15 protein-coding genes are annotated in these 19690 nt (G+C 70.9%); 6 read left to right on the plus strand and 9 right to left on the minus strand.

Translation table 11 applies throughout. The annotated features are described in order from the left end of the window. Nucleotides 1-54: 54 nt before the first annotated feature. On the minus strand, nucleotides 55-903 hold the full coding sequence (locus B9Y95_RS11995; protein WP_200811399.1) for an FAS1-like dehydratase domain-containing protein: 849 nt from the start codon (nucleotides 901-903) through the stop codon (nucleotides 55-57). Between the two features lie 297 nt (nucleotides 904-1200). Then, on the minus strand, nucleotides 1201-2478 hold the full coding sequence (locus B9Y95_RS12000) for a CaiB/BaiF CoA transferase family protein (protein WP_085512076.1): 1278 nt from the start codon (nucleotides 2476-2478) through the stop codon (nucleotides 1201-1203). Nucleotides 2479-2642: 164 nt separating this feature from the next. On the opposite strand from B9Y95_RS12000, the gene B9Y95_RS12005 reads away from it, so the two are divergent. The 5 genes from B9Y95_RS12005 to B9Y95_RS12025 all read left to right on the plus strand — a co-directional run bounded on the left by B9Y95_RS12005 (nucleotide 2643) and on the right by B9Y95_RS12025 (nucleotide 8151). Further along, a complete protein-coding gene (locus B9Y95_RS12005) occupies nucleotides 2643-3653 on the plus strand; it encodes a FecCD family ABC transporter permease (RefSeq protein WP_085512077.1) in 1011 nt (336 codons plus the stop codon). Continuing rightward, nucleotides 3650-4705, plus strand: a complete 1056-nt coding sequence (locus B9Y95_RS12010; protein WP_200811400.1) for a FecCD family ABC transporter permease — start codon at nucleotides 3650-3652, stop codon at nucleotides 4703-4705. The genes B9Y95_RS12005 and B9Y95_RS12010 overlap by 4 nt, the downstream gene beginning before the upstream one ends. After that, the gene (locus tag B9Y95_RS12015) at nucleotides 4702-5553 is read left to right on the plus strand and encodes an ABC transporter ATP-binding protein (RefSeq protein WP_085512078.1); all 852 of its coding nucleotides are present in this window, start codon (nucleotides 4702-4704) and stop codon (nucleotides 5551-5553) included. Before B9Y95_RS12010 ends, B9Y95_RS12015 begins: the two co-directional genes overlap by 4 nt. A gap of 60 nt (nucleotides 5554-5613) precedes the next feature. Then, a complete protein-coding gene (locus B9Y95_RS12020; protein WP_085512079.1) occupies nucleotides 5614-6612 on the plus strand; it encodes an ABC transporter substrate-binding protein in 999 nt (332 codons plus the stop codon). Nucleotides 6613-6789: 177 nt separating this feature from the next. Then, nucleotides 6790-8151 (plus strand): MFS transporter, encoded by a 1362-nt coding sequence (locus B9Y95_RS12025; protein WP_085512080.1) that lies wholly within the window; start codon nucleotides 6790-6792, stop codon nucleotides 8149-8151. Between the two features lie 874 nt (nucleotides 8152-9025). Here B9Y95_RS12025 and B9Y95_RS12030 read toward each other — a convergent pair. The 6 genes from B9Y95_RS12030 to B9Y95_RS12055 form a co-directional block, all read right to left on the minus strand. Then, nucleotides 9026-9814: an ABC transporter ATP-binding protein gene (locus B9Y95_RS12030; RefSeq protein WP_085512081.1), complete on the minus strand. Its 789-nt coding sequence runs from the start codon at nucleotides 9812-9814 to the stop codon at nucleotides 9026-9028. Beyond that, nucleotides 9811-11649 carry a dipeptide/oligopeptide/nickel ABC transporter permease/ATP-binding protein gene (locus B9Y95_RS12035; RefSeq protein ID WP_085512082.1) on the minus strand — a complete coding sequence of 613 codons (1839 nt, stop codon included), beginning with the start codon at nucleotides 11647-11649 and terminating at the stop codon, nucleotides 9811-9813. Before B9Y95_RS12035 ends, B9Y95_RS12030 begins: the two co-directional genes overlap by 4 nt. 4 nt (nucleotides 11650-11653) lie before the next feature. Further along, nucleotides 11654-12706 (minus strand): ABC transporter permease, encoded by a 1053-nt coding sequence (locus B9Y95_RS12040; protein ID WP_079001089.1) that lies wholly within the window; start codon nucleotides 12704-12706, stop codon nucleotides 11654-11656. A gap of 2 nt (nucleotides 12707-12708) precedes the next feature. Next, the gene (locus B9Y95_RS12045; protein ID WP_085512083.1) at nucleotides 12709-14301 is read right to left on the minus strand and encodes an ABC transporter substrate-binding protein; all 1593 of its coding nucleotides are present in this window, start codon (nucleotides 14299-14301) and stop codon (nucleotides 12709-12711) included. A 112-nt stretch (nucleotides 14302-14413) separates the two neighbouring features. Then, nucleotides 14414-16018: a hydantoinase/oxoprolinase N-terminal domain-containing protein gene (locus B9Y95_RS12050; protein WP_064296013.1), complete on the minus strand. Its 1605-nt coding sequence runs from the start codon at nucleotides 16016-16018 to the stop codon at nucleotides 14414-14416. After that, the gene (locus tag B9Y95_RS12055; RefSeq protein WP_085512084.1) at nucleotides 16015-17151 is read right to left on the minus strand and encodes a DUF917 domain-containing protein; all 1137 of its coding nucleotides are present in this window, start codon (nucleotides 17149-17151) and stop codon (nucleotides 16015-16017) included. The genes B9Y95_RS12050 and B9Y95_RS12055 overlap by 4 nt, the downstream gene beginning before the upstream one ends. A gap of 73 nt (nucleotides 17152-17224) precedes the next feature. Between B9Y95_RS12055 and B9Y95_RS12060 the strand changes: the two genes are divergently transcribed. Then, nucleotides 17225-18724, plus strand: a complete 1500-nt coding sequence (locus B9Y95_RS12060; protein WP_085512085.1) for a PucR family transcriptional regulator — start codon at nucleotides 17225-17227, stop codon at nucleotides 18722-18724. 15 nt (nucleotides 18725-18739) lie between these two features. On the opposite strand, the gene B9Y95_RS12065 is transcribed toward B9Y95_RS12060, so the two are convergent. Continuing rightward, nucleotides 18740-19588, minus strand: a complete 849-nt coding sequence (locus tag B9Y95_RS12065) for an alpha/beta fold hydrolase (RefSeq protein WP_085512086.1) — start codon at nucleotides 19586-19588, stop codon at nucleotides 18740-18742. Nucleotides 19589-19690: the final 102 nt, after the last annotated feature.

A 19690-nucleotide genomic window follows, 5' to 3' on the forward strand; every position in this document is an offset into this window, starting at 1 on the left:
CTTCGACAAGCTCAGTGACCGGAGGAAGAGCACCGTGACCTGAGGGGCAGTCCCTCAGGTTCCGTGCAGTGCCGCTCGCCAGGTGGCGTCGGCGGAGGCCAGGACGGTGCCGTCGGCGGCACGCACGACGACCGAGGTGCCCTCCGGGCCGTCCGTACCCGCGATGCGGAACGCCGTGTCGACGAGCACCGGCGCCTTCGCCCGGAAGTGGACCGACGCGAGCCGACGACCACCGGCGTTCGCCGTGAGGGCGTCGAGCACCAGGATGCGGGTGAGTGGGCCGTGCACGAGGAGGTCGTCGAGCCCCTCGACCTCACGCGCCCACTGGCGGTCGTAGTGGATGCGGTGCGTGTTGCCCGTCACGGCCGAGAAGCGGAACAGCTGGCGGGAGTCGAGCGAGCGGGTCACGGTCCAGTCGGCTCCGGCGTCGGGATCGACCGCGTCCTCGGCGGCCACCTCGGGCGCCGCCGTCCGCGGCGAGGGCACCGCGGGCTGCGCCTCGAGGAACACGTCGTGCCAGGTGCTGCGGACGGCGACCTCGCCATCGACGAGGTATTCACGCACGAGGTCGGCGAAGACGAGCCGTCCGGCCCGCCCCTGCTTCTCGACGAGCGAACCGAGGCTCGTGCGCTGCGTCACCACGTCGCCGTAGCGGAGAGGCGCCAAGAACTCGGTGTCCTCCCCCGCGTACATGCGGCGCGGGAGGTCGATGACCGGCAGCACGCCGTCCTCCGCGGGCGAGCCGTCCTCGCGGAGCTGCGCGAACGGCGTCTCGAACGGGAAGTGGACGCCCTCCCAACCGGCGGGGAGCTCCTCGCCCAGGACCGGTTCCGGTGCCGCGGTCGCGAAGGTGCTGCGGTACCAGGAGGCGGGACGCAGATCGAGCTGCTCCGTCCGGGCCACGGCTCCCACTCAGATCACCCCGTCGGAACGCAACACGGCGATGCGGTCGGCAGGCTGCTCCGTCCGGGCCACGGCTCCCACTCAGATCACCCCGTCGGAACGCAACACGGCGATGCGGTCGGCAGGCTGCTCCGTCCGGGCCACGGCTCCCACTCAGATCACCCCGTCGGAACGCAACACGGCGATGCGGTCGGCAGGCTGCTCCGTCCGGGCCACGGCTCCCACTCAGATCACCCCGTCGGAACGCAGTGCGACGATGCGGTCGGCAGGCTGCTCTGTCCGGGCCACGGCTCCCACTCAGATCACCCCGTCGGAACGCAACGCGGCGATGCGACCGGCGCCGTACCCGGCGAGCGCCGTGAGCACGTCGTCCGCGTGTTCGCCCATGTGGTTCGCCGGACGGTCGGTGGTCGCAGGGGTCGCGCTCAGTTTGATGGGCTGGCCGAAGGAGCGGAGGGTGCCGAAGGAGCCGTAGTCGGTCTCGACGACCATCTCGCGTTCGGCGGTCCCGGGGTCGTCGACGACCTCGCCGATGGTCTTCACGGCGGTGAGCGGGACGACGTCGCCGGCCAGCTCCTCGAGCTCGGCACGGGTGCGGTCCGCGAACCAGGAGATGACGAGCGGCTTGACGCGGCGGGCGTAGACCTCCTCGTCGAATCGCTTGCGCATGGTGTCGATCTCGGGGTCGGCGATCGCCTCGGGCGTGCCGAACAGCTCGCAGCTGGCCTTCCAGAGCTTGTCGGTGTACGCGCCGAAGAACACCTGGCCGTCGGCACAAGGGAACAGCTCGTACGGCCGCACCCAGGCGTGTTCGTTGCCGGACGGCGAGGCGACGGTCCCGTCGACGGTGTAGTCGACCACGGCGGTCTCGGTCATCGCGATGATGCTGTCGACCTGGGCGACGTCGACGAGTTGGCCGACGCCGGTGCGCTCGGCGTGGCGGAGGGCGGCGAGGGTGCCGATGACGCCGAACATCGTGGCGGACAGGTCGCCGATGGTGACGCCGACGCGCACGGGCGGCTGGTCCGCGTAACCGTTCATGGACCAGAGCCCGCCGGCGGCCTGTGCCGTGTTGTCGAACGCCGGACGCCGGCTCCGGGCACCCGTCTGTCCGTAGCCGGAGATCGCGGTGTACACGAGCTTCGGGTTGATGGCGGCGAGCGCCTCGTACGGCAGGCCGAGCTTGGCCATCGTCCCCGGGCGGAAGTTCTCGACGAGGACGTCGGCGCTCGCGACGAGGTCGCGCAGCACCTCCTTGCCGGCCTCGCTCGCGAGGTCGAGCGCCAGGCCGAACTTGCCGCGGTTGTACTGGCCGTAGTAGCCGCTGAACTCCTCGTCGCCGTCGCGCAGGTACGGCGGGAAGCCCCGGGAGACGTCGGGGTCGTTCGGGTTCTCGATCTTGATGACGGTGGCGCCGAGGTCGGCGAGCATCGACGCCGCGTAGGGGCCGGCGAGGACGCGGGAAAGGTCGAGGACCACGACGCCCTCGAGCGAGCCGGGCGGGACGGCGAGTCGTTCCGTGGCGGCGAGGATCGCTTCGGGGTCGGCTCCGGTCGACGGCTGGTGCTCGGTCATGCGTGTCCTCCTGATCGCCGTACTCCGTACCGGTCAACGGTATCGGGCGACGGAGACCCCACCCATGTGCGAACCCCACACCTCCCGCACCATTCCATGGATCACCTCTCCGTCGCCGACGACGGGTGCATCGGGACCGGGATAGGTGAGGCTAGGCTAACTCCATGCGTAGCGCGACCCTCCTCCGATCGAGACGCGCGCTCGCCGTCGGCACACTGGCCGCCGCGCTCATCGTCGTCGCCCTCGCGAGCCTGATGCTCGGCAGCAACCTCATCAGTCCCGTGGCCGTCCTCACCGCCCTGTTCGACCCAGCCCAGGACACCGGCGCCGTCGTCTGGGGGTCGCGGGTGCCGCGCACGGTGCTCGGCGTCCTCGTCGGCGTCTGCCTCGGGATCGCCGGTGCCGTCATGCAGGGGCAGACCCGCAACCCGCTCGCCGACCCCGGCCTGTTCGGCGTCTCCGCCGGCGCGAGTCTCGCGGTCGTCGTCGGGGTCTACGTGCTCGGCACGAGCTCGGTGGTCACGACCCTCTGGCTCGCCCTGCTCGGGGCCACCGTCGCCAGCGTCGTCGTGTTCTCCGTCGCCGCGCTCGGCCGCGGACTGTCAAGTCCCGTCCCGCTCGCGATCGCCGGCACCGCCGTCTCGGCCCTGCTCGTCGCCCTGACCTCGTACCTCGTCCTGTCCGACGAGACGACCCTGGCCGCCTATCGCATCTGGGTGGTCGGGTCGCTCTCCGGTCGATCACTCACGGGCGTCGACGCGGCCCTCGTCTTCGCCGGGCTCGGCCTCGTGTTCGCGGTCGCCAACATCCGCTCGCTGAACGCCCTGGCGCTCGGGACCGAGCTGGCGAACGGTCTCGGCGAGAACCTCATCCGCGCGCGACTCGTGGGGCTCGCCGCGATCACCCTGCTCACGGCGGCCGCCGTCGCCCTGACCGGCCCGATCGCCTTCGTCGGACTCACCGCCCCGCACATCGCCCGCACGCTCGTGGGCGGGCATCACGGCTGGCTCCTCCCCGCTTCGGGACTCGTCGGCGGGAGCGTGCTGCTCGCGTGCGACGTGATCGGTCGACTCATCGGTGGCACCGCCGAGGTGCCCGTGGGCGTCGTCCTCACCGTCGCGGGTGGGGTCGCCTTCATCGCCATCGTGCGCCGCGGACGGATGGCGGAGCTGTGAGCGCCGTGCGGGAGGGCAGCCGCCTCTTCGGCCGTCTGTGGCGAGGGCGGGTCGTCGGCGTCACGATCGCCTGCCTCGTCGTCGCGCTGGCGTTCGCCCTGCTCGGGATCGTCGCCGGTTCGTCTTCCCTGACGATCCCCGACGTGATCACCACCCTGCTCGGCGGCGGGACCGGTGGTCAGGAACTCATCGTGTTCGAGCTCCGCCTCCCCCGGGTCGTCGGCGGTCTCCTCGTCGGTGCGTCCCTCGGACTCGCCGGGGCCCTCACCCAGACCTTCGCCCGCAACCCACTCGCCACCCCGGACATCCTCGGTGTCACCTCGGGTGCCGCGCTCGGAGCCGTGGCCGCGATCGTCCTCGTCGGCGGCAGCTACTCGGTCGGTGCCGGCGCACTCAGTCTCGGCCTACCGGCCATGGCCGCGATCGGCGCGCTCGTCACCTCGGCCGCCGTCTACGCGTTGTCCTGGCGCGGCGGGGTCGACAGCTTCCGACTCATCCTCATCGGCATCGGTGCCACCGCGACCCTCGGCGGCATCACGAGCTACCTCATCGCCCGGGCGCAGATCACCGAGGCCGCAGCGGCGGCGCAGTGGCTCGTCGGCAGCCTCTCGGGGATCTCCTGGTCGAGCGTGTGGCCGGTGCTCGTCGCGCTGGTGATCCTGACGCCGATCGCGGTCCTGCAGACGAGCAGCCTCGACATCAGCCAGCTCGGCGACGAGTTGTCGACCGGCCTCGGCGTCGCGGTCCAGCGGCATCGGATCGTCGTCATCGCGTGCGCGGTCCTGCTCGTCGCCGCAGCCGTGTCCGCCGCAGGGCCGATCGAGTTCGTCGCCTTCGTCGCACCGCAGATCGCCCGCCGCCTCGCCCGCACCGGTCGCCCGCCCCTGCTCGCCTCCGCGCTGCTCGGCGCCGTCATCGTCACGGGCGGCGACGCACTCGTCCGCGGCGTCCTGCCGGGCGAGATCCCGGTGGGTATCATCACCGCGATCGTCGGCGCGCCCTATCTCATCTGGTTGCTGACGCGCCGCAAGGAACGGGAGACCTCCGCATGACCGACCCCGCCACGACCCCATCCCTCGTGAAGGAGCGCCCGACGCCCGCCCTCGAGGCTCGGGGCGTCTCCCTGGCCTACGACCAGACGGTGGTCTTCGAGGGGCTCGACCTCCGCATCGAGACGGGCGAGGTCACGACCCTCATCGGCGCCAACGGTTGCGGCAAGTCGACCCTGCTGAAGGCGTTCGGTCGTCTGCTCACCCCGACCGCCGGCACGGTCGAGCTCGACGGTCGCGGCGTGCGGTCGATCCCGACCCGCGAGGTCGCGCGCCGGCTGGCGATCCTGCCGCAGAAGCCCCTGACACCGTCGGCGACGACCGTCCGTGACCTCGTCTCTCGAGGGCGGCACCCGCACCAGAGCCTCCTCAAGCCGTGGACGCCCGCCGACACGATCGCCGTCGACGAGGCCCTCGCCGCCACCGGCCTCGAGACCCTCGCCGACCGCGACACGGCCTCCCTGTCGGGCGGGCAGCTGCAGCGGGCCTGGATCGCCCTGGTGCTCGCGCAGCGGGCCCCCACGATCCTGCTCGACGAGCCGACGACCTTCCTCGACCTCAGCCACCAGCTCGACGTCCTCCGACTCGTGCGGTCGATCAACCGCGAGCGTGGTGCGACGGTCGTCATGGTGCTGCACGACCTCACGCTCGCCGGTCGGTACTCCGACCGCCTCGTCGTCGTGGGCGGCGGCCGCGTCATCGCCGACGGCACGCCGTGGGAGGTCCTCACCCCGGCCGTGCTCCGCGAGGCCTTCGACCTCGACGCGATCGTCATCCCCGACCCGAGCAGCGGCTCGCCGCTCATCGTGCCCGTCGACCCCGACGACGCGATCGCCCTCGACGCGGAGTGATCCGGGCGATCGGGCATTCCGATATCGTTTCGTGACTTAGGTTCGGCTACCCTAAGTATCATGACGATCTCTTCACGCCTCCGCCGCGCCGCCCTCGTACTCGTGCCGGCGCTCGCCCTGGTCGGCCTCGCCGGCTGCTCCCCCACCGCCGCATCCGACGCCGACAACAGCGGCGCCTGGAGCTACACCGACGACACCGGCACCACGGTCAAGCTCGACGAGCAGCCGAAGCGCGTCGCGAGCTTCGCCGACTACGCGCTCGGCCTGCACGGCAACGGCATCGACCCCGTCGCGGTCTTCGGTCGCGTCGACGTCGCCACCGACAACCGGTTCTCGGACTACGACCTCGGCGACACGGCCATCGTCGGCAACAGCTACGGCGAGATCGACCTCGAGGCACTCGCCGAGGCGGCACCCGACCTCATCGTGACGGGGATCTACCCGACCGACCGCGACGGCACGCTCGACCTCAAGGGTCCGTACTACGGCGTCGCCGACGTCGAGCAGCAGGAGCAGCTGGAGAAGATCGCTCCGGTCGTCGCCATCAAGGTCGGCGGCAAGGGCGCCGACGTCATCGCCTCGCTCAACAAGCTGTCGGAGGCACTCGGAGCCGACGAAGACACCATCGCCGCGGCGAAGGAGAAGTACGACGCCGCAGCTGCAGACCTGACCGCCGCAGCGAAGGAGACCGACCTCGAGGTCACGCAGATGTACGCGGACGCGAGCGGCATCTACGTCGTCAAGCCGCAGGACGAGCCGGAGACCGAGCTGTACAGCGAACTCGGCGTGACGTACACGAACGCGAACCCGGACGGCTACTACTACTGGGACATCTACAGCTGGGAGAACGCGGGCCAGGCGATGACCGGTGACGTCCTGCTCGTCAACGTCGAGGGCTTCCAGCAGAGCGACCTCGAGGCGCAGGCGACCTTCGCCTCGCACCCGGCACTCGTCGCCGGTCAGATCCACTCCTGGAACACCGCCGCCCTCGACTACACGTCGCAGGCGAAGCAGATGGAGACGCTCGCCGGCATCCTCCGCGAGTCGAAGGCGCTGTAGCGAGACGGGGTTGGGTGGGGTGGGGCGCGCCGCTCGCGCGCACCCCCACCTCCTGTGCTCCCGACGCACCGGATCGGCTCCGGAGTGTGCCGACCGCACATGGGCTGAGCCTCCAGACGGCCGGTAGCCTCGTCAGGCGTCCCGGCCGTCCGGGTGCGCCCAACACGAAGGAGTGCCATGGCCATCCAGAGCGCGCGCGAGAGCGACCCACGCGGACCAGACACCACCGCAGGCCAGAGCGACATCGATCGCGACGGCCTCGACTCCCGGGTGCAGCGCCGCCGCGCCATCCTCGCCAGCTCGGTCGGCACCGTCATCGAGTGGTACGACTTCACCCTCTACGGGCTGGCCTCAGCGCTCGTGTTCGCGCCGCTGTTCTTCCCCGGCGCAGGCGACCTCGCCGGCCTGCTCGGCGCGTTCGCCGGGTTCGCGGTCGGCTTCGGCGCCCGCCCGATCGGCGGCCTGATCTTCGCCCACTACGGCGACAAGCTCGGGCGCAAACCGACGTTGCTCGTCACGCTCCTCTTCATGGGCGTCGCAACCACCTTCATCGGCCTCCTCCCCACCGCCGACAGCATCGGCATCTGGGCTCCGATCCTGCTCATCGTGCTGCGGATCTTCCAGGGCATGGGCTCGGGCGCCGAGTTCGCCGGCGCGATCACGATGGCGAGCGAGTCCGCCGACGTGAAGCACCGCGCGTTCGCCGCGTCGTTCCCCGGCGCCTCCGTCTACGTGGGCATGGCGCTCGCCACCACCGTCTTCGCCGTGGTCAGCACCCTGCCGATCGAGCAGTTCCAGAGCTGGGGCTGGCGGATCCCGTTCCTCGCGAGCGTCGTCATCGTCGCCTTCGCGCTGTACTTCCGGCTGCGGGTGAAGGAGACGAAGGCGTTCGAGAGCGCCGAGGAGCGCGGCGCGGTCACCTCGGCACCGTTGGCCGGCGCGATCCGCTCGCACTGGCGGGTGATCCTCTGCGGCATGGGGCTCTTCGCGTTCGCACTGCCGTGGGTCTACGTCGTGCAGGTGTTCTCGCTGTCGTACGTCACGGGCACCCTGAGCGTGAACCCGACGGAGGCGCTCATCGGCCTCATCGTCGCCGAGGTCCTGACCATCCCGACGGCGCTCTTGTTCGGCCGCCTCGCCGACCGCATCGGTCGGAAGCCCGTCCTCATGGGCGCCGCGATCTTCGGTGTGCTCTACGCGTTCCCGATGTTCCTGCTCTACGACACGGAGCAGTCGGCCCTCGTCGCCCTGGGCCTCATCCTGGGCCTCGCCGTCATCCAGGGTGCCACCATCGGCACCTCGGGAGCACTGCTCGCCGAGATCTTCCCGACCTCGATGCGCTGGAGCGGCATCGCGCTCTCCCGCGAGATCCCGGCCGCCCTCGTCGGCGGGACGGTCCCGCTCGTCGCGACCGCGCTCGTCGCCGCGAGCGGCGGCGCTCCGTGGTTGGTGGCGGCGTACCTGCTGGTGCTCAGCGCGATCGGCATCGTCGGGATCGCCTTCCTCCCGGAGACCCTCCCGCGCAAGCAGCGCGGCTGACGCGTCCTCGGTCCCTGAGCCTGTCGAAGGGCGACGTCACCCGTAGGCACTTCGACAAGCTCAGTGACCGGCGGAGGTGAGCTCAGTGACCGGGAGGGGTGAGCTCAGTGACCGGGAGGCCAAGCTCCGTGACCGGGAGGCCAAGCTCCGTGACCGGGAGGCCAAGCTCCGTGACCGGGAGGCCAAGCTCAGTGACCGGAAGGGCAGGTCCATGACCGGAAGAAGGCCAACCCGGCGAACCCGGTCCCTGAGCCTGTCGAAGGGCGACGTCAGCCCGAGTGCACTTCGACAAGCTCAGTGACCGGGAGAGGTGAGCTCAGTGACCGGGAGAGGTGAGCTCAGTGACCGGAAGAGGTGAGCCCGGCGCCCGGAAGAAGGCCAACCCGGCGAACCCGGTCCCTGAGCCTGTCGAAGGGCGACGTCAGCCCGAGTGCACTTCGACAAGCTCAGTGACCGGAAGAGGTGAGCTCAGTGACCGGAAGAGGTGAGCCCGGCGCCCGGAAGAAGGCCAACCCGGCGAACCCGGTCCCTGAGCCTGTCGAAGGGCGACGTCAGCCCGAGTGCACTTCGACAAGCTCAGTGACCGGAAGAGGTGAGCTCAGTGACCGGGAGAGGTGAGCTCAGTGACCGGAAGAGGTGAGCCCGGCGCCCGGAAGAAGGCCAACCCGGCGAACCCGGTCCCTGAGCCTGTCGAAGGGCGACGTCAGCCCGAGTGCACTTCGACAAGCTCAGTGACCGGGAGAGGTGAGCTCAGTGACCGGGAGGCCAAGCTCCGTGACCGGGAGGCCAAGCTCAGTGACCGGCGGAGGTGAGCTCAATGACCGGCGGACTTGAGCTCAGTGACCGTACGCGGCCCGGCCGAGCAGCCGGGCCGCTACTCCTCGTCCCAGGTCATGCGACGGCCCATCACGGGCACGGAGGCCAGCAGTTCACGGGTGTAGGCGTCCTCGGGAGCGGCCAGGACGGTGGCCGTCGGGCCCGCCTCGACGACCCGGCCCGCCTGCATGACGCTCACCGTGTCGCACATGTAATTCACGACGGCGAGGTTGTGGGAGATGAACAGCACCGTGAGCTCGAGCTCGCGCTGCAGCTCGCGCAGCAGGTTGAGGACGACGCCCTGCACCGAGACGTCTAGCGCCGAGGTGATCTCGTCGGCGATGAGGACCTCCGGTTCGGCCGCGAGCGCCCGGGCTATCGTGATGCGCTGCCGCTGACCACCCGAGAACGCCGACGGCAGGTCGTTCGCGCGGTCCGGGTCGATGTGGACGCGCTCGAGCAGCTCGCCCACCCGGGACCGCTGCTCCGAGCGACTCCAGGAGCGCCCCGTCGCGCGGGACCCCTCGGCGATCGACAAACCGATCGGCATGCGCGGGTCGAGCGCGGAGTAGGGGTCTTGGAAGACGAGTTGCACGCGTCGACGCGCACGACGGGCAGCGGACGAGCGCCCGACGATGTCGGCGCCGTTCAGTCGGATGCCGCCGGCGCTCGGGATGACGAGACCGACGGCGGCCGCGGCGACCGTCGACTTGCCCGAGCCGGACTCCCCCACGAGCCCGTGGGACGTGCCCGGGCGGACCGTCAGATCGAAGCCGTCGACCGCGGTGTGCGCGGACGCGCCGTGGCCGTAGCGGACCGTGAGGCCGGAGAACTCGAGACCGGTCATGCGCGCTGTCCTTCGGTGGTGATGGGCCCTTCGGCAAGCGGGTCCTGCCCTTCGACAGGCTCAGGAACCAAGAACGACTCACCGATGACCGGGAGCGGCATGGTGCGGTCGGAGGTCATGTCGGGGACGCAGGCGATGAGCCCGCGGGTGTACGGGTGTCGCGCCTCGTGGAGGCGGTCGGCGTCGAGCGACTCGACGATGCGGCCGTCCTTCATGACGAGGATGCGGTCGCAGAACCCGCTGACGAGGGCGATGTCGTGCGAGATGAGCAGGATCGCAGCACCCGTCTGCTCCTGTGCCTCGTGGAGCACCCGGAGGACCTGGCGCTGCACCGTCACGTCGAGCGCCGTCGTGGGCTCGTCGGCGATGAGCAGCTTCGGGCGTCCCATGAGCCCCATGCCGATCATGGCCCGTTGCCGCATGCCGCCGGACAGCTCGTGCGGGAACTGCTTCAGGCGCTTTGCCGGAAGCGGGATCCGCACCGACTCGAGCGCTGCCTCGGCACGCTTCGTGGACTCGGCCGTCGACAGTCCCTCATGGACCTCGACGGTCTCGCGGAGCTGCTTGCCGATCGTGAGCGACGGGTTGAGCGAGGTGAGCGGGTCCTGGAAGACCATGGCGAGCTCGAGGCCGAGGCGGCTGCGCTCGGCCTTCGTCAGCGGTGCCGTCATGTCGATCCCGCGGAAGCTCAGCTCCGAGGCCTGCACCGAGGAGTCGGGCCCGAGGAGGGCGGCGATCGCCATCGCGCTCACCGACTTGCCCGATCCGGACTCGCCGACGACACCGACGACCTCGCCGGGCATGATCGTGAGGCTGATGCCGTGGACGCGCTCGACGAGTCGGCCGTCGCGGTCCGGGAAGGCGACGCGGAGGTCGCGCACCTGCACGACGGGCTCCTGGTCGGCAGGCGTCGCAGCCGCAGCCGAGCCGGTCGCGGGAGCCGCGGTGCGACGGCGCGCGGGCGCTGGCAGGCCGAGGAGCCGCTTCGACGACTCGTTCCAGAGCTCGCCGAGCTGCGTGAAGATGACGCCGCACACGACGAGCGCGATGCCGGGACCGATCGCCGCCATCGGGTTGCCGTAGATGCGGGCGATCCCGAGGCCGAGGAGACGACCCCAGTCGTACTCGGGCGCCTGCACCCCGAGACCGAGGAAGGACAGGCCGGCGAAGGCGAGCAGCGTGCCGGAGGCGGAGACCGCCGCGTTCACGAGCATCGGCGGGAGCATGTTCGGCATGACGTGCCGGACGAGCACCTCCGCCTGCCCGACTCCGGCGATCCGCGCGGCCTTCACGTAGTCGCGACCGATGAGCGACGACGCGAGCGTGTAGGTGAGGCGGGCGAAGGTCGGCACCCCGGCGAACCCGACGGCGAGCATGGCACCGGTGGCGCTCGCACCCCAGATCACCGAGAAGAACAGCGCCATCAGGAGCCACGGGAACGACAGCAGGATGTCGACGAGCGCGGTGACGAGTCGGCGGAGCGGTCGAGGCAGGACCGTCGCGACGGCCCCGAGCAGGACGCCGCCGACGACGGAGATCGCGGTGGCGCCGAGGGTCAGCAGGACGGACACCCGCGTGGCGACCATGACCCGGGCGAAGACGTCGCGACCGAGCTCGTCGGTGCCGAAGGGGTGGGCGAGGCTCGCACCGGCGAGGCGGTCGGCCACGGACGTCGTGTCGGCGGCGGACCCCCAGACGGTCGGGCCGACGACCGCGACCACGATGACGAGGAGCGCTCCGATCGCGCCGGTCAGGCCGCGCGGGGTGCGGAGGCGGTCGAGCACCGGGGACCGGCGTGAGGGGGTGGGACTGGAGGTGGTCGGACGGGTGCTCATGAGCTCAGCCCTCCGTGATCGAGGAGCGCGGATCGATCGTCGCGAGCGCGATGTCGATGAGGAGGTTGAGGCCGAGGACGAGGATCGCGTACACGAGCACGATGCCCTGGATCATCGGGTAGTCCTTCGAGGTGATCGACGACACGATGCTCGTCCCGAGACCGGGGATGGCGAAGACCGTCTCGATGAGCACGGTGCCGGCGACCATGCCCGTGAGGATGATGCCGCCGATCGTGAGTGTCGAGGTCACCATGTTCGGCAGCGCGTGCCGCAGGTAGACGAGGTGCGTCGGGAGGCGCTTGCTCCGTGCCGTGGTCATGTACGGCATCTCGAGGACGGCCAGCATCTCCACGTGCACGATGCGGGCGAGATACGCCATCGGACCGACCGCGAGGGCGACCACCGGCAGGATCGCCTGGTCGAAGCCTCCCCAGCCGGCGGCCGGGAGCACCTTGAGCCCGATGCTGAACACGGCGATGAGACCGACGGCGAGCAGGAGGCTCGGGATGGCGATCAACACGCCGAGCAGACCCGAGACGCCGAGGTCGGCGAGGCGACGGCGGCCGGTGCGCGAGGACACCGCGGTCGCGACGCCGATGGGGAAGGCGCCGATCGCCGCGAGGAGGAAGGACGCGACCGCGAGGGTGAGCGTCACCGGGAAGCGCTGCGCGATCGTGTCGGCGACCGGCCGCTGCGACCCGATCGCCGTCCCGAAGTCGCCGCGGAACAGCCCGCTGACGTAATTGACGAACTGCTCCGGCACCGGCACGTTCAGGCCGAGGTCGGCGCGCGTCCGCTCGACGAGTTCCGGCGTCGCGCTGTTCCCGAGCGCAGCCCGCACCGGGTCGCCCGGCACGAGCTGCACGATCAGGAACGTCGCGACGATGACGATGGCGAGGGAGACGAGCACCCGGCCGAGTCGTCGGAGGATGAACGAGGTCCGCGGGGAGAGTCCGCCGAGGACGCCACGACCCCCTCGACGCGCGACCGCCGGGCCGCCGGGGCCCGTGGCCGGGTCGGTGGCCTGCCCGGTGGTCACGGTCGAGGGGATCGCCATGATCAGCCGACCATCCGGATGCTCGTCGGGCGGATGAAGTTCGGCCGCTCGACCTCGGCGCCGTTCAGGTACATGAAGTCCTGCGCGTCGGCGATCGGGAACACGTCCGTCCGCTCGATGAGCTTCGCCTCGGCCTGCTGCCAGAGGTCGCAGGTCTCATCGGGGCTGGCCGTCTTGGCCTGCTCGGCGAGTGCGTCGTACTCCGGGTTGTCGACGAACATGAAGTTGTTGCCGCCCTTGTCCGGGGTCTCGCCACCGAAGAAGGTGTTCACGATGACCGGTCCGCCCGGAGCGATCTGCACGAAGCCGGTGTCCCAGTCGAAGGTCGAGAACAGCTGCTCGGACCAGGCGTTCGCGTCGTTGCCCGAGAGCTCCGTCGTGACGCCCAGCTCGTCCCAGGTCTGCTGTACGAGCTCGGCCGCTGCCGCGTGGCTCGGGGTGGCCGCGTCGTAGATGAACTTGATCGTCAGCGGCTCACCGTCCTTCGAGCGCTTGCCGTCGGAACCGAGCGTCCAGCCCGCCTCGTCGAGCAGTTCGCCGGACTTCTCGACGTCCGTCTCGGGGAGCGTCCACTGCGGGCCGTCGGCGACGCAGAGGTACGGGCTCTTCACGACGAGCGACTTGGACTCCTCGGCGGTGCCGTCGGTGACGACCTCACCGACCTGCTCGCGGTCGATCGCGGTGACGAGGGCCTCGCGGACGAGCGGGTCGGAGGTGGGGCGCTCAGGACGCTCGTTGAAGAGCATCTCGCCGATCGGGTTGCGCACGCCCTCGCTGCCGAGACCGGCGGCCTCGACGCGGTCCTGGTCGGCGCCGCCGATGCTCGCGGCGTTCACGTCACCGGAGAGCAGCAGGTTCGCCGCGGTCCCGGGGTCGGTGACGACGCGGACCTCGAAGGTGTCCGGCAGGCCCTTGGTGTCGCTCGTGACGTCCTCGGGACCCCAGGTGTAGTCGTCGCGCTTCGTGAAGGTGTAGCTGGAGCCGGGGGTGGCCTTGTCGAGGGTGAAGAGGCCGGTGCCGTTCATCGTCTCGACGAGGGAGTCCGGGTCGTCGAGGCCGGCCTGGCAGACCATCTCGACGGTGCCGGTGTTGGCGAGGATGAACGGGTCGGGCGTCGAGCTCGTGACGGTGAGCTGGTTGCCGTCGGCGGTCGCGGTCATCCGCTCGGAGACCTGCGCGCCGTAGTAGAAGGTCGCGTTGGCCGGGTCGGCGTTGTAGGTGATGTTCGCCGCGGCGGTCTCCGCGGTGAACGGGGTGCCGTCGGCGCAGGTGATGCCGTCCTTGAGCGTGTAGGTGATGGAGGTGGAGGTGGCGTCCTCCTCCCAGCTCTCGGCCAGCCAGGGCAGGAGCTCGCCGTCGGCGTTGACGTACACGAGCGACTCGTAGTGGAAGCTGATGATCTCGCGGGCCTCGAGGCTGATCCCCGTCATGGGGACGAGGCTGCCGGGGTCGCCGCTCATCGCGGTGACGAAGGTGCCGCCGGAGACGTACTCGCCGGAGGAATCGGAGGATTGCGAGGAGGTGCACGCGGTGAGGGCCACCGCGGTGAGGGCCGCGGTGGCGAGTGCCGCCGCGACTTTCCGCTTGCTGTTCATGCTGGATCCTTCGTACTCGGGTGGCCGTGGTGCGCGGGTGGCCGGATCAGATGGGGTGAGGTGCCGTGTTGGTGCTGGTGCTGGTGGAGAGCTGTGCTGGTGCTGTGGTGCGTCAGATGCGCTGTCGGGTCGCCGTTCCGATGCGGGCGAGCGGACCCGCCGCCTTCACGGAGACCTTCAGGGTGGGGCGGGTCGCGTACGAGACGGGGGTCTCGAGCACGTCGACGATCTCGACCGAGCGCGGGTCTGCGCCGGCCTGGATCGCCTTCTCGATCGCGGAGCGTCCTGCCTCCTCGATGGCGGCTGCGCGGTCGGCGAAGTCGCAGAGCTGATCGGAGCGCCCACCGGCGAGCGCGATGGCCGCGCCCACGGCGTTGGCGACGTTGCCGCGCGCCGGGCGCAGGACCTCGCTCGCGCCGAGGACGGCGTCCGGGACGAGGAATCCGCCGCCACCGACGACGACGAGCGGGAGGCCGGTGCGGCCGAGCGACATGCGCTCGACGGCGGACTCGATGCGTTCGTGGGCGACGCCGAGCGCGTGCTCGAGTGCCTGGCGGGTCGCGCGGTCGAGGGGCGGCAGCTCGCGGTCGGCGATGCCGAACTGGAGCGAGGCGGCGTCGGTGAGGGTCGGGGTGGTGCCGCCGAACAGCAGCGCCTCCTCGGTGAGCCGGTAGCCGACCGAGTCGTGCCGCGGGACACCGGTCGCGGTGTCGACGATCGTGCCGCCGCCGAGGCCGACACTCAGGATGTCGGGCATGCGGAAGTTCGTCCGCACACCACCGACCTCGCGGGGCAGGGTCGACTCGCGGGGGAACCGGTCGACGAGCACACCGAGGTCGCTCGTCGTGCCGCCGACGTCGATGATGATCGCGTTGTCGGCGCCAGAGAGGAAGGCGGCGCCGCGGATGGAGTTCGCCGGCCCGGAACCGATCGTCAGCACGGGGTAGCGCGCCGCGTACTCGACGGCCATGAGCGTGCCGTCGTTCTGGGCGAAGTAGGTCGTCGCGTCGAGTCGCTCCTCGGCGACGACGGTCGTGAGCGCGTTCGTGACGTCGCGGGCGACGGCGTACAGGGAGGCGTTCAGGACGGTCGCGTTCTCGCGCTCCAACAACCCGAGCGCGCCGATCTCGTGGCTGAGCGACACCGGGATGTCGACCCCGACGTGGTCCTGGACGAGCGCCTCGACCTCGAGCTCCTGCTCGGGGAACGACGGGCTGAAGATGCCGCAGACGGCGACCGCGTCGAAGGTGCCGGCCAGGGCGTCGAGCTCCCGGCGGATGAGGTCGCGGTCGAGCGGGGCGATCGGGTAGCCGTCGACGAGATGGCCACCGCCCGCGAGGATGCTCCCCGCGAGGACGACGTCGCGCAGTTCCCGCGGCCAGCCGGCGAGCGGCGGGAGCGAGGTGGCGGCGGGCGAGCCCAGCCGGATGACGACGACGCGTCCGAGGTCGCGACGGTTGACGATCGCGTTGGTCGCGTGGGTGGTGCCGAGCATGACGCGGGTGACGAGGCCCCGGTCGTCGCCGAGCTGGTCGAGCACCTCGGCGAGCGCCGCCCGGATGCCGCCCGTGACGTCGCGGGTGGTGGGCTGCTTCGTCCACGAGACGACCTCGCCCGTGCCTGAGAGCGCGACGGCGTCGGTGTTGGTCCCGCCGACGTCGATGCCGATCGCGAGTTCGCCCGAGGTGTCGGTGACGGTGCTGGTGCCGGCGCTCATCGGGTCGCTCCAATGGTCTCGTCGGCGCTCACGCCGAAGGGCTCGTAGTCGAGGTCGTAGCCGAACGCGCGCGGGCCCGCGAGTTCGAGTCCGCGCTCGGTGCGCCACAGCGGATCGCACGCCCAGGCGAGGACGCTCACGCGCTGCCCGAAGCGCAGCATCTCGGTGGAGATCGCGTCGCCCGTCTCGGAGTCGACGATCGTGACGAGGTCGGGGACGCTGACGATGACCGCTCCGTCCTCCATGACGACGAGGTTCTCGTTCTGGATCTCCACGCGGGTGAGGCGACCGCGGTGCTCGCCGATCCCCTCGACCGTGACGGAGCCGCGGGTGAAGCCACCCTCGGTGCGGCGCTCGATGTCGACGACCTTGCCGCCCGTGATGAGGGACGCCCCGAGTTCGTCCGTGAGCGCACCGACGGGGTCGGTGGCGGTGAGGAGCCGGCGCCCGACCTGCACGGCACGGCTGACGCTGCCCTCGATGACCGCTCCGCGGACGGTGTCGCGGTCCATGACGTAGTTGGCGCCGATCGAGATCGCGCCGCTCGCCACGGTGAGGGCGCGGGCGTGGCGCTCGAGCCAGGCGAGGCTGACCGGTCGCAGGATCGAGACGTTGCCGATCACGTCGCTCAGGACCGCGTACCCGGGCGGGAGGTTCGCGACGTTCATCGCGGTCATCGGCGCTTCCGGGAAGGCGCGTCCCATGCCGTCGGCGTCGAGGATGCTGAGGCCGAGGCTCGCGGCCCAGCCGACGGGGCCGACGCCGTTGCTGCCGCCGATCTCCGTCGCCATGATCGTGGTGATGCGCTTGCCCGTGAGACGCTCGATCTCCTCGACGATGATCTCGGCCTGGCCGCTGGCACCGAGCATCTCGAAGCCCACGGAGGGCGCGCCGATGCCGGACATGGCGACGACCACGTCGTCCGCGTCGAGGTCGGCGACCTGTTTGACGGGGACCGGGCCGAACTGCTCCAGGGCGATCTCGACGCCGAGCTGCGGGGTCTGCACCGCGCCGCCGCCGCCGGTGCCGAAGATGGCGCATCCTGCGGCGAGCGCCGGCACGTCGGCCAGGGTGATGCTGGTGATCGGCGTGGCCGACGCTGCGGAGCGTGCAGCGGGGTGGTTCGTTGACATGTACCGAGCGTAGGCAGGGTGGGGAACCACGACAATGTTCCCCTGGACCACACAATCGGGGCAGAATGTGCTCATGGCCCAAGTCACCGTCGCCGACGTCATCCTCCAAGCCGAGCATCTCGGTGCACGCTGCGTCGCCGGCGCCCCTGCCGGCGTCCCGGTCACCGGCGTCGAGATCCTCGCGCTCGACGAGCTGAACGACGCGACCGAGCACTCCATCGCCATCGTGACGACCTCCGACGGCGCCGTCCCGAGGCCGTACCAGGTCGACATCGCCATCCGCAGGGCCATCGCCGCGGGCTGCGCCGGGCTCGTGTTCGTCGGTGCCTTCCCCGTCGCTGAGACCTCGCGGGCCCTCGCCGATCGCGGCGGCCTGCCGGTCATCATGAGCGAGGGCATCGCCTCCGACCTCGCCGTGCTCATGGACCGCACGATCCGCGGTGGTGCCGAGGAGGCGATGTCGCGCGCCGAGTTCGCGATCCAACGGGTGATCAGCGCGTCCGCGGCCGAAGCGGAGCAGGCATCGGGCGTCGGCGTGCGGGAGGCGATCCTCGAGGTCGCCAGCACGACGCTCGGGGTGCCGGTCACGCTCGTCGAGGACGCGAGCGCCAGCTGGCTCGAACCCGACGCGGTGTGCATCGGTGAGATCCCGATCGGCCGGGTCCATGCCGAGCGTGACGACCCGGCCGCGGCGATCGCCCTCCCGGTCATCGCCTCCGTCCTCTCGCGCGCCCTGCAACGGGAGTTGCACGGACGGTTCGGTTCGGTTCGCTCGCGGGCGGAACTCATCATCGAGCTGATCTTCGCCGAGTCGTCCCGCATCGACGGCTTCGCGATGGACGCGGTCCGCGCCGGCCTGCCGCTGCAGCTGTCGCACGCGGTGGCGTGGCTGACCCCGAAGCATGCGAGCGACCCCGACCGCCGGGCGCCCACGGTCCTCGCACCCTCCGTCGAGCTCTTCGCACTGCAACTCGTCGACCAGCGCGAGGAGCAATGGCACCTCGCGATGCGGCGCGACGAGATCGTCGTCATCTCCTCGGAGGAGCTCGGCGCACCCGACCACCAGCGGCGACTGCGCGACGTGATGGAGCGGATCGTCGCGCACGCCTCGACGATCGCGGGTCCGGAGTGGACGTTCACCGTCGGGCTCGGGACACCGCAGAGTGGGGCGGCGGGGCTCCGGCAGTCGGCGACCGAGGCGCGGGTCGCGGCTGAGGCCGCCATCGCGGGTGGTCGCTTCGGCACCATGGAGGCGACGGACGTCACCGGGCTCCGGCGGGTGCTCCTCGACTTCTACGCCTCACCGCTCAGTCGGACGCTCCTCGACGACATCCTCTCGCCGCTCGACGCCCTCGGGCCGGAGCGGGCCACGATCTCGGTGCGGACGCTCCTGTCCTACCTCAGCCATCGGAACTCGCTGGCGCGTGCCGGGGCCGAGCTGAACCTGCATCCGAACGCGGTGAACTATCGGATCCGGCGCATCGAGCAGTCGCTCGAACTCGATCTCGCCGACCCGGACGTCCGCTTCGCCGCGGAACTCGCCTGCCGGGTGCGCCTCATCGGCATGCCGTAGCCGAGCAGCGCCCGGTCAGCCCTGGGACTCAGCGCTCCTCGCCACCCGGACGATGCCGGCGGCGAGCGTCGGCCAGAGCTCGGCTGGGATGAGGTGGCCCATACCGGGGAGGATGTGGAGCTCGGCCGCCGGCATCGCCTGGGCGATGTCCACGGCGGAGGACCAGTGCAGGACGTCGTCCTCACGACCGTGCAGGACGAGGGTCGGCACGGTCACGTCGCGCAACCGCTCGAGTCGCTCGGGTGCACGCAGGAGCGCCGCCCACTGCCGACTGAAGCCCTCCGGCGCGTAGCCGCGGTCGTAGGCCTCGCCCGTCGCCCACACCTCCCAGGCCGTGTCCGGCTGGTAGCGCGCGCCGGGCACGGGTGCGGCGAGCTCCGCCATCGCGGCGACGGACTCCTCCCGGGTGTACCGCACGGGCGCGAGGAGCAGCTCGGGCCGCTCGCCGTGCAGGATGTAGCGCGGGTCCTGTCCGGGGATCGTGGACAGCAGGCCGAGGCTCAGCACGCGCTCCGGGTGGTCGAGCGCGACCATCTGCGCCATCATCCCGCCCATCGAGTGCCCGACGAGGTGCGCCTGCTCGACCCCGAGGTGGTCGAGCACCCGCAGGACGTCGTCGCCCATGTCGCCGAGCGAGTACCCGCCGTCGAGGTCGGTCTCCCCACCGAACCGCTGCGAGAAACCGACGTCGCGGTTGTCGAACCGCACGACGCGGAAGCCTTCGTCCACGAGCATGGCCCGGAACGGATCGCGCCAGGTGAGCAGCTGCGCGCCGCCGCCCGCGATGAGCACGATCACCGGGCCGGCGGGGTCGCCCTCCACCTCGTAGTAGATCGAGACGTCGTCGGTGTCGGTGTACGGCATGCGGTGCTCACTCTCCTCGAACGTGCTCCCTGGCGGGCGTTCCGAGGCTAGCCCGCGCCGCGGGCGATCACCATGTGCCCCGGACCCAGCGTTCCCGCCCGA

The sequence above is a fragment of the Plantibacter flavus genome, assembly GCF_900177615.1.
Classification (GTDB): domain Bacteria; phylum Actinomycetota; class Actinomycetes; order Actinomycetales; family Microbacteriaceae; genus Plantibacter; species Plantibacter flavus.

Bases quoted from the DNA above. Each gene is read 5' to 3' on its own strand.
- B9Y95_RS12000 (WP_085512076.1), bottom strand. From the start codon at position 2,478: ATGACCGAGCACCAGCCGTCGACCGGAGCCGACCCCGAAGCGATCCTC.
- B9Y95_RS12005 (WP_085512077.1), top strand. From the start codon at position 2,643: ATGCGTAGCGCGACCCTCCTCCGATCGAGACGCGCGCTCGCCGTCGGC.
- B9Y95_RS12015 (WP_085512078.1), top strand. From the start codon at position 4,702: ATGACCGACCCCGCCACGACCCCATCCCTCGTGAAGGAGCGCCCGACG.
- B9Y95_RS12020 (WP_085512079.1), top strand. From the start codon at position 5,614: ATGACGATCTCTTCACGCCTCCGCCGCGCCGCCCTCGTACTCGTGCCG.
- B9Y95_RS12025 (WP_085512080.1), top strand. From the start codon at position 6,790: ATGGCCATCCAGAGCGCGCGCGAGAGCGACCCACGCGGACCAGACACC.
- B9Y95_RS12030 (WP_085512081.1), bottom strand. From the start codon at position 9,814: ATGACCGGTCTCGAGTTCTCCGGCCTCACGGTCCGCTACGGCCACGGC.
- B9Y95_RS12035 (WP_085512082.1), bottom strand. From the start codon at position 11,649: ATGAGCACCCGTCCGACCACCTCCAGTCCCACCCCCTCACGCCGGTCC.
- B9Y95_RS12040 (WP_079001089.1), bottom strand. From the start codon at position 12,706: ATGGCGATCCCCTCGACCGTGACCACCGGGCAGGCCACCGACCCGGCC.
- B9Y95_RS12045 (WP_085512083.1), bottom strand. From the start codon at position 14,301: ATGAACAGCAAGCGGAAAGTCGCGGCGGCACTCGCCACCGCGGCCCTC.
- B9Y95_RS12050 (WP_064296013.1), bottom strand. From the start codon at position 16,018: ATGAGCGCCGGCACCAGCACCGTCACCGACACCTCGGGCGAACTCGCG.
- B9Y95_RS12055 (WP_085512084.1), bottom strand. From the start codon at position 17,151: ATGTCAACGAACCACCCCGCTGCACGCTCCGCAGCGTCGGCCACGCCG.
- B9Y95_RS12060 (WP_085512085.1), top strand. From the start codon at position 17,225: ATGGCCCAAGTCACCGTCGCCGACGTCATCCTCCAAGCCGAGCATCTC.
- B9Y95_RS12065 (WP_085512086.1), bottom strand. From the start codon at position 19,588: ATGCCGTACACCGACACCGACGACGTCTCGATCTACTACGAGGTGGAG.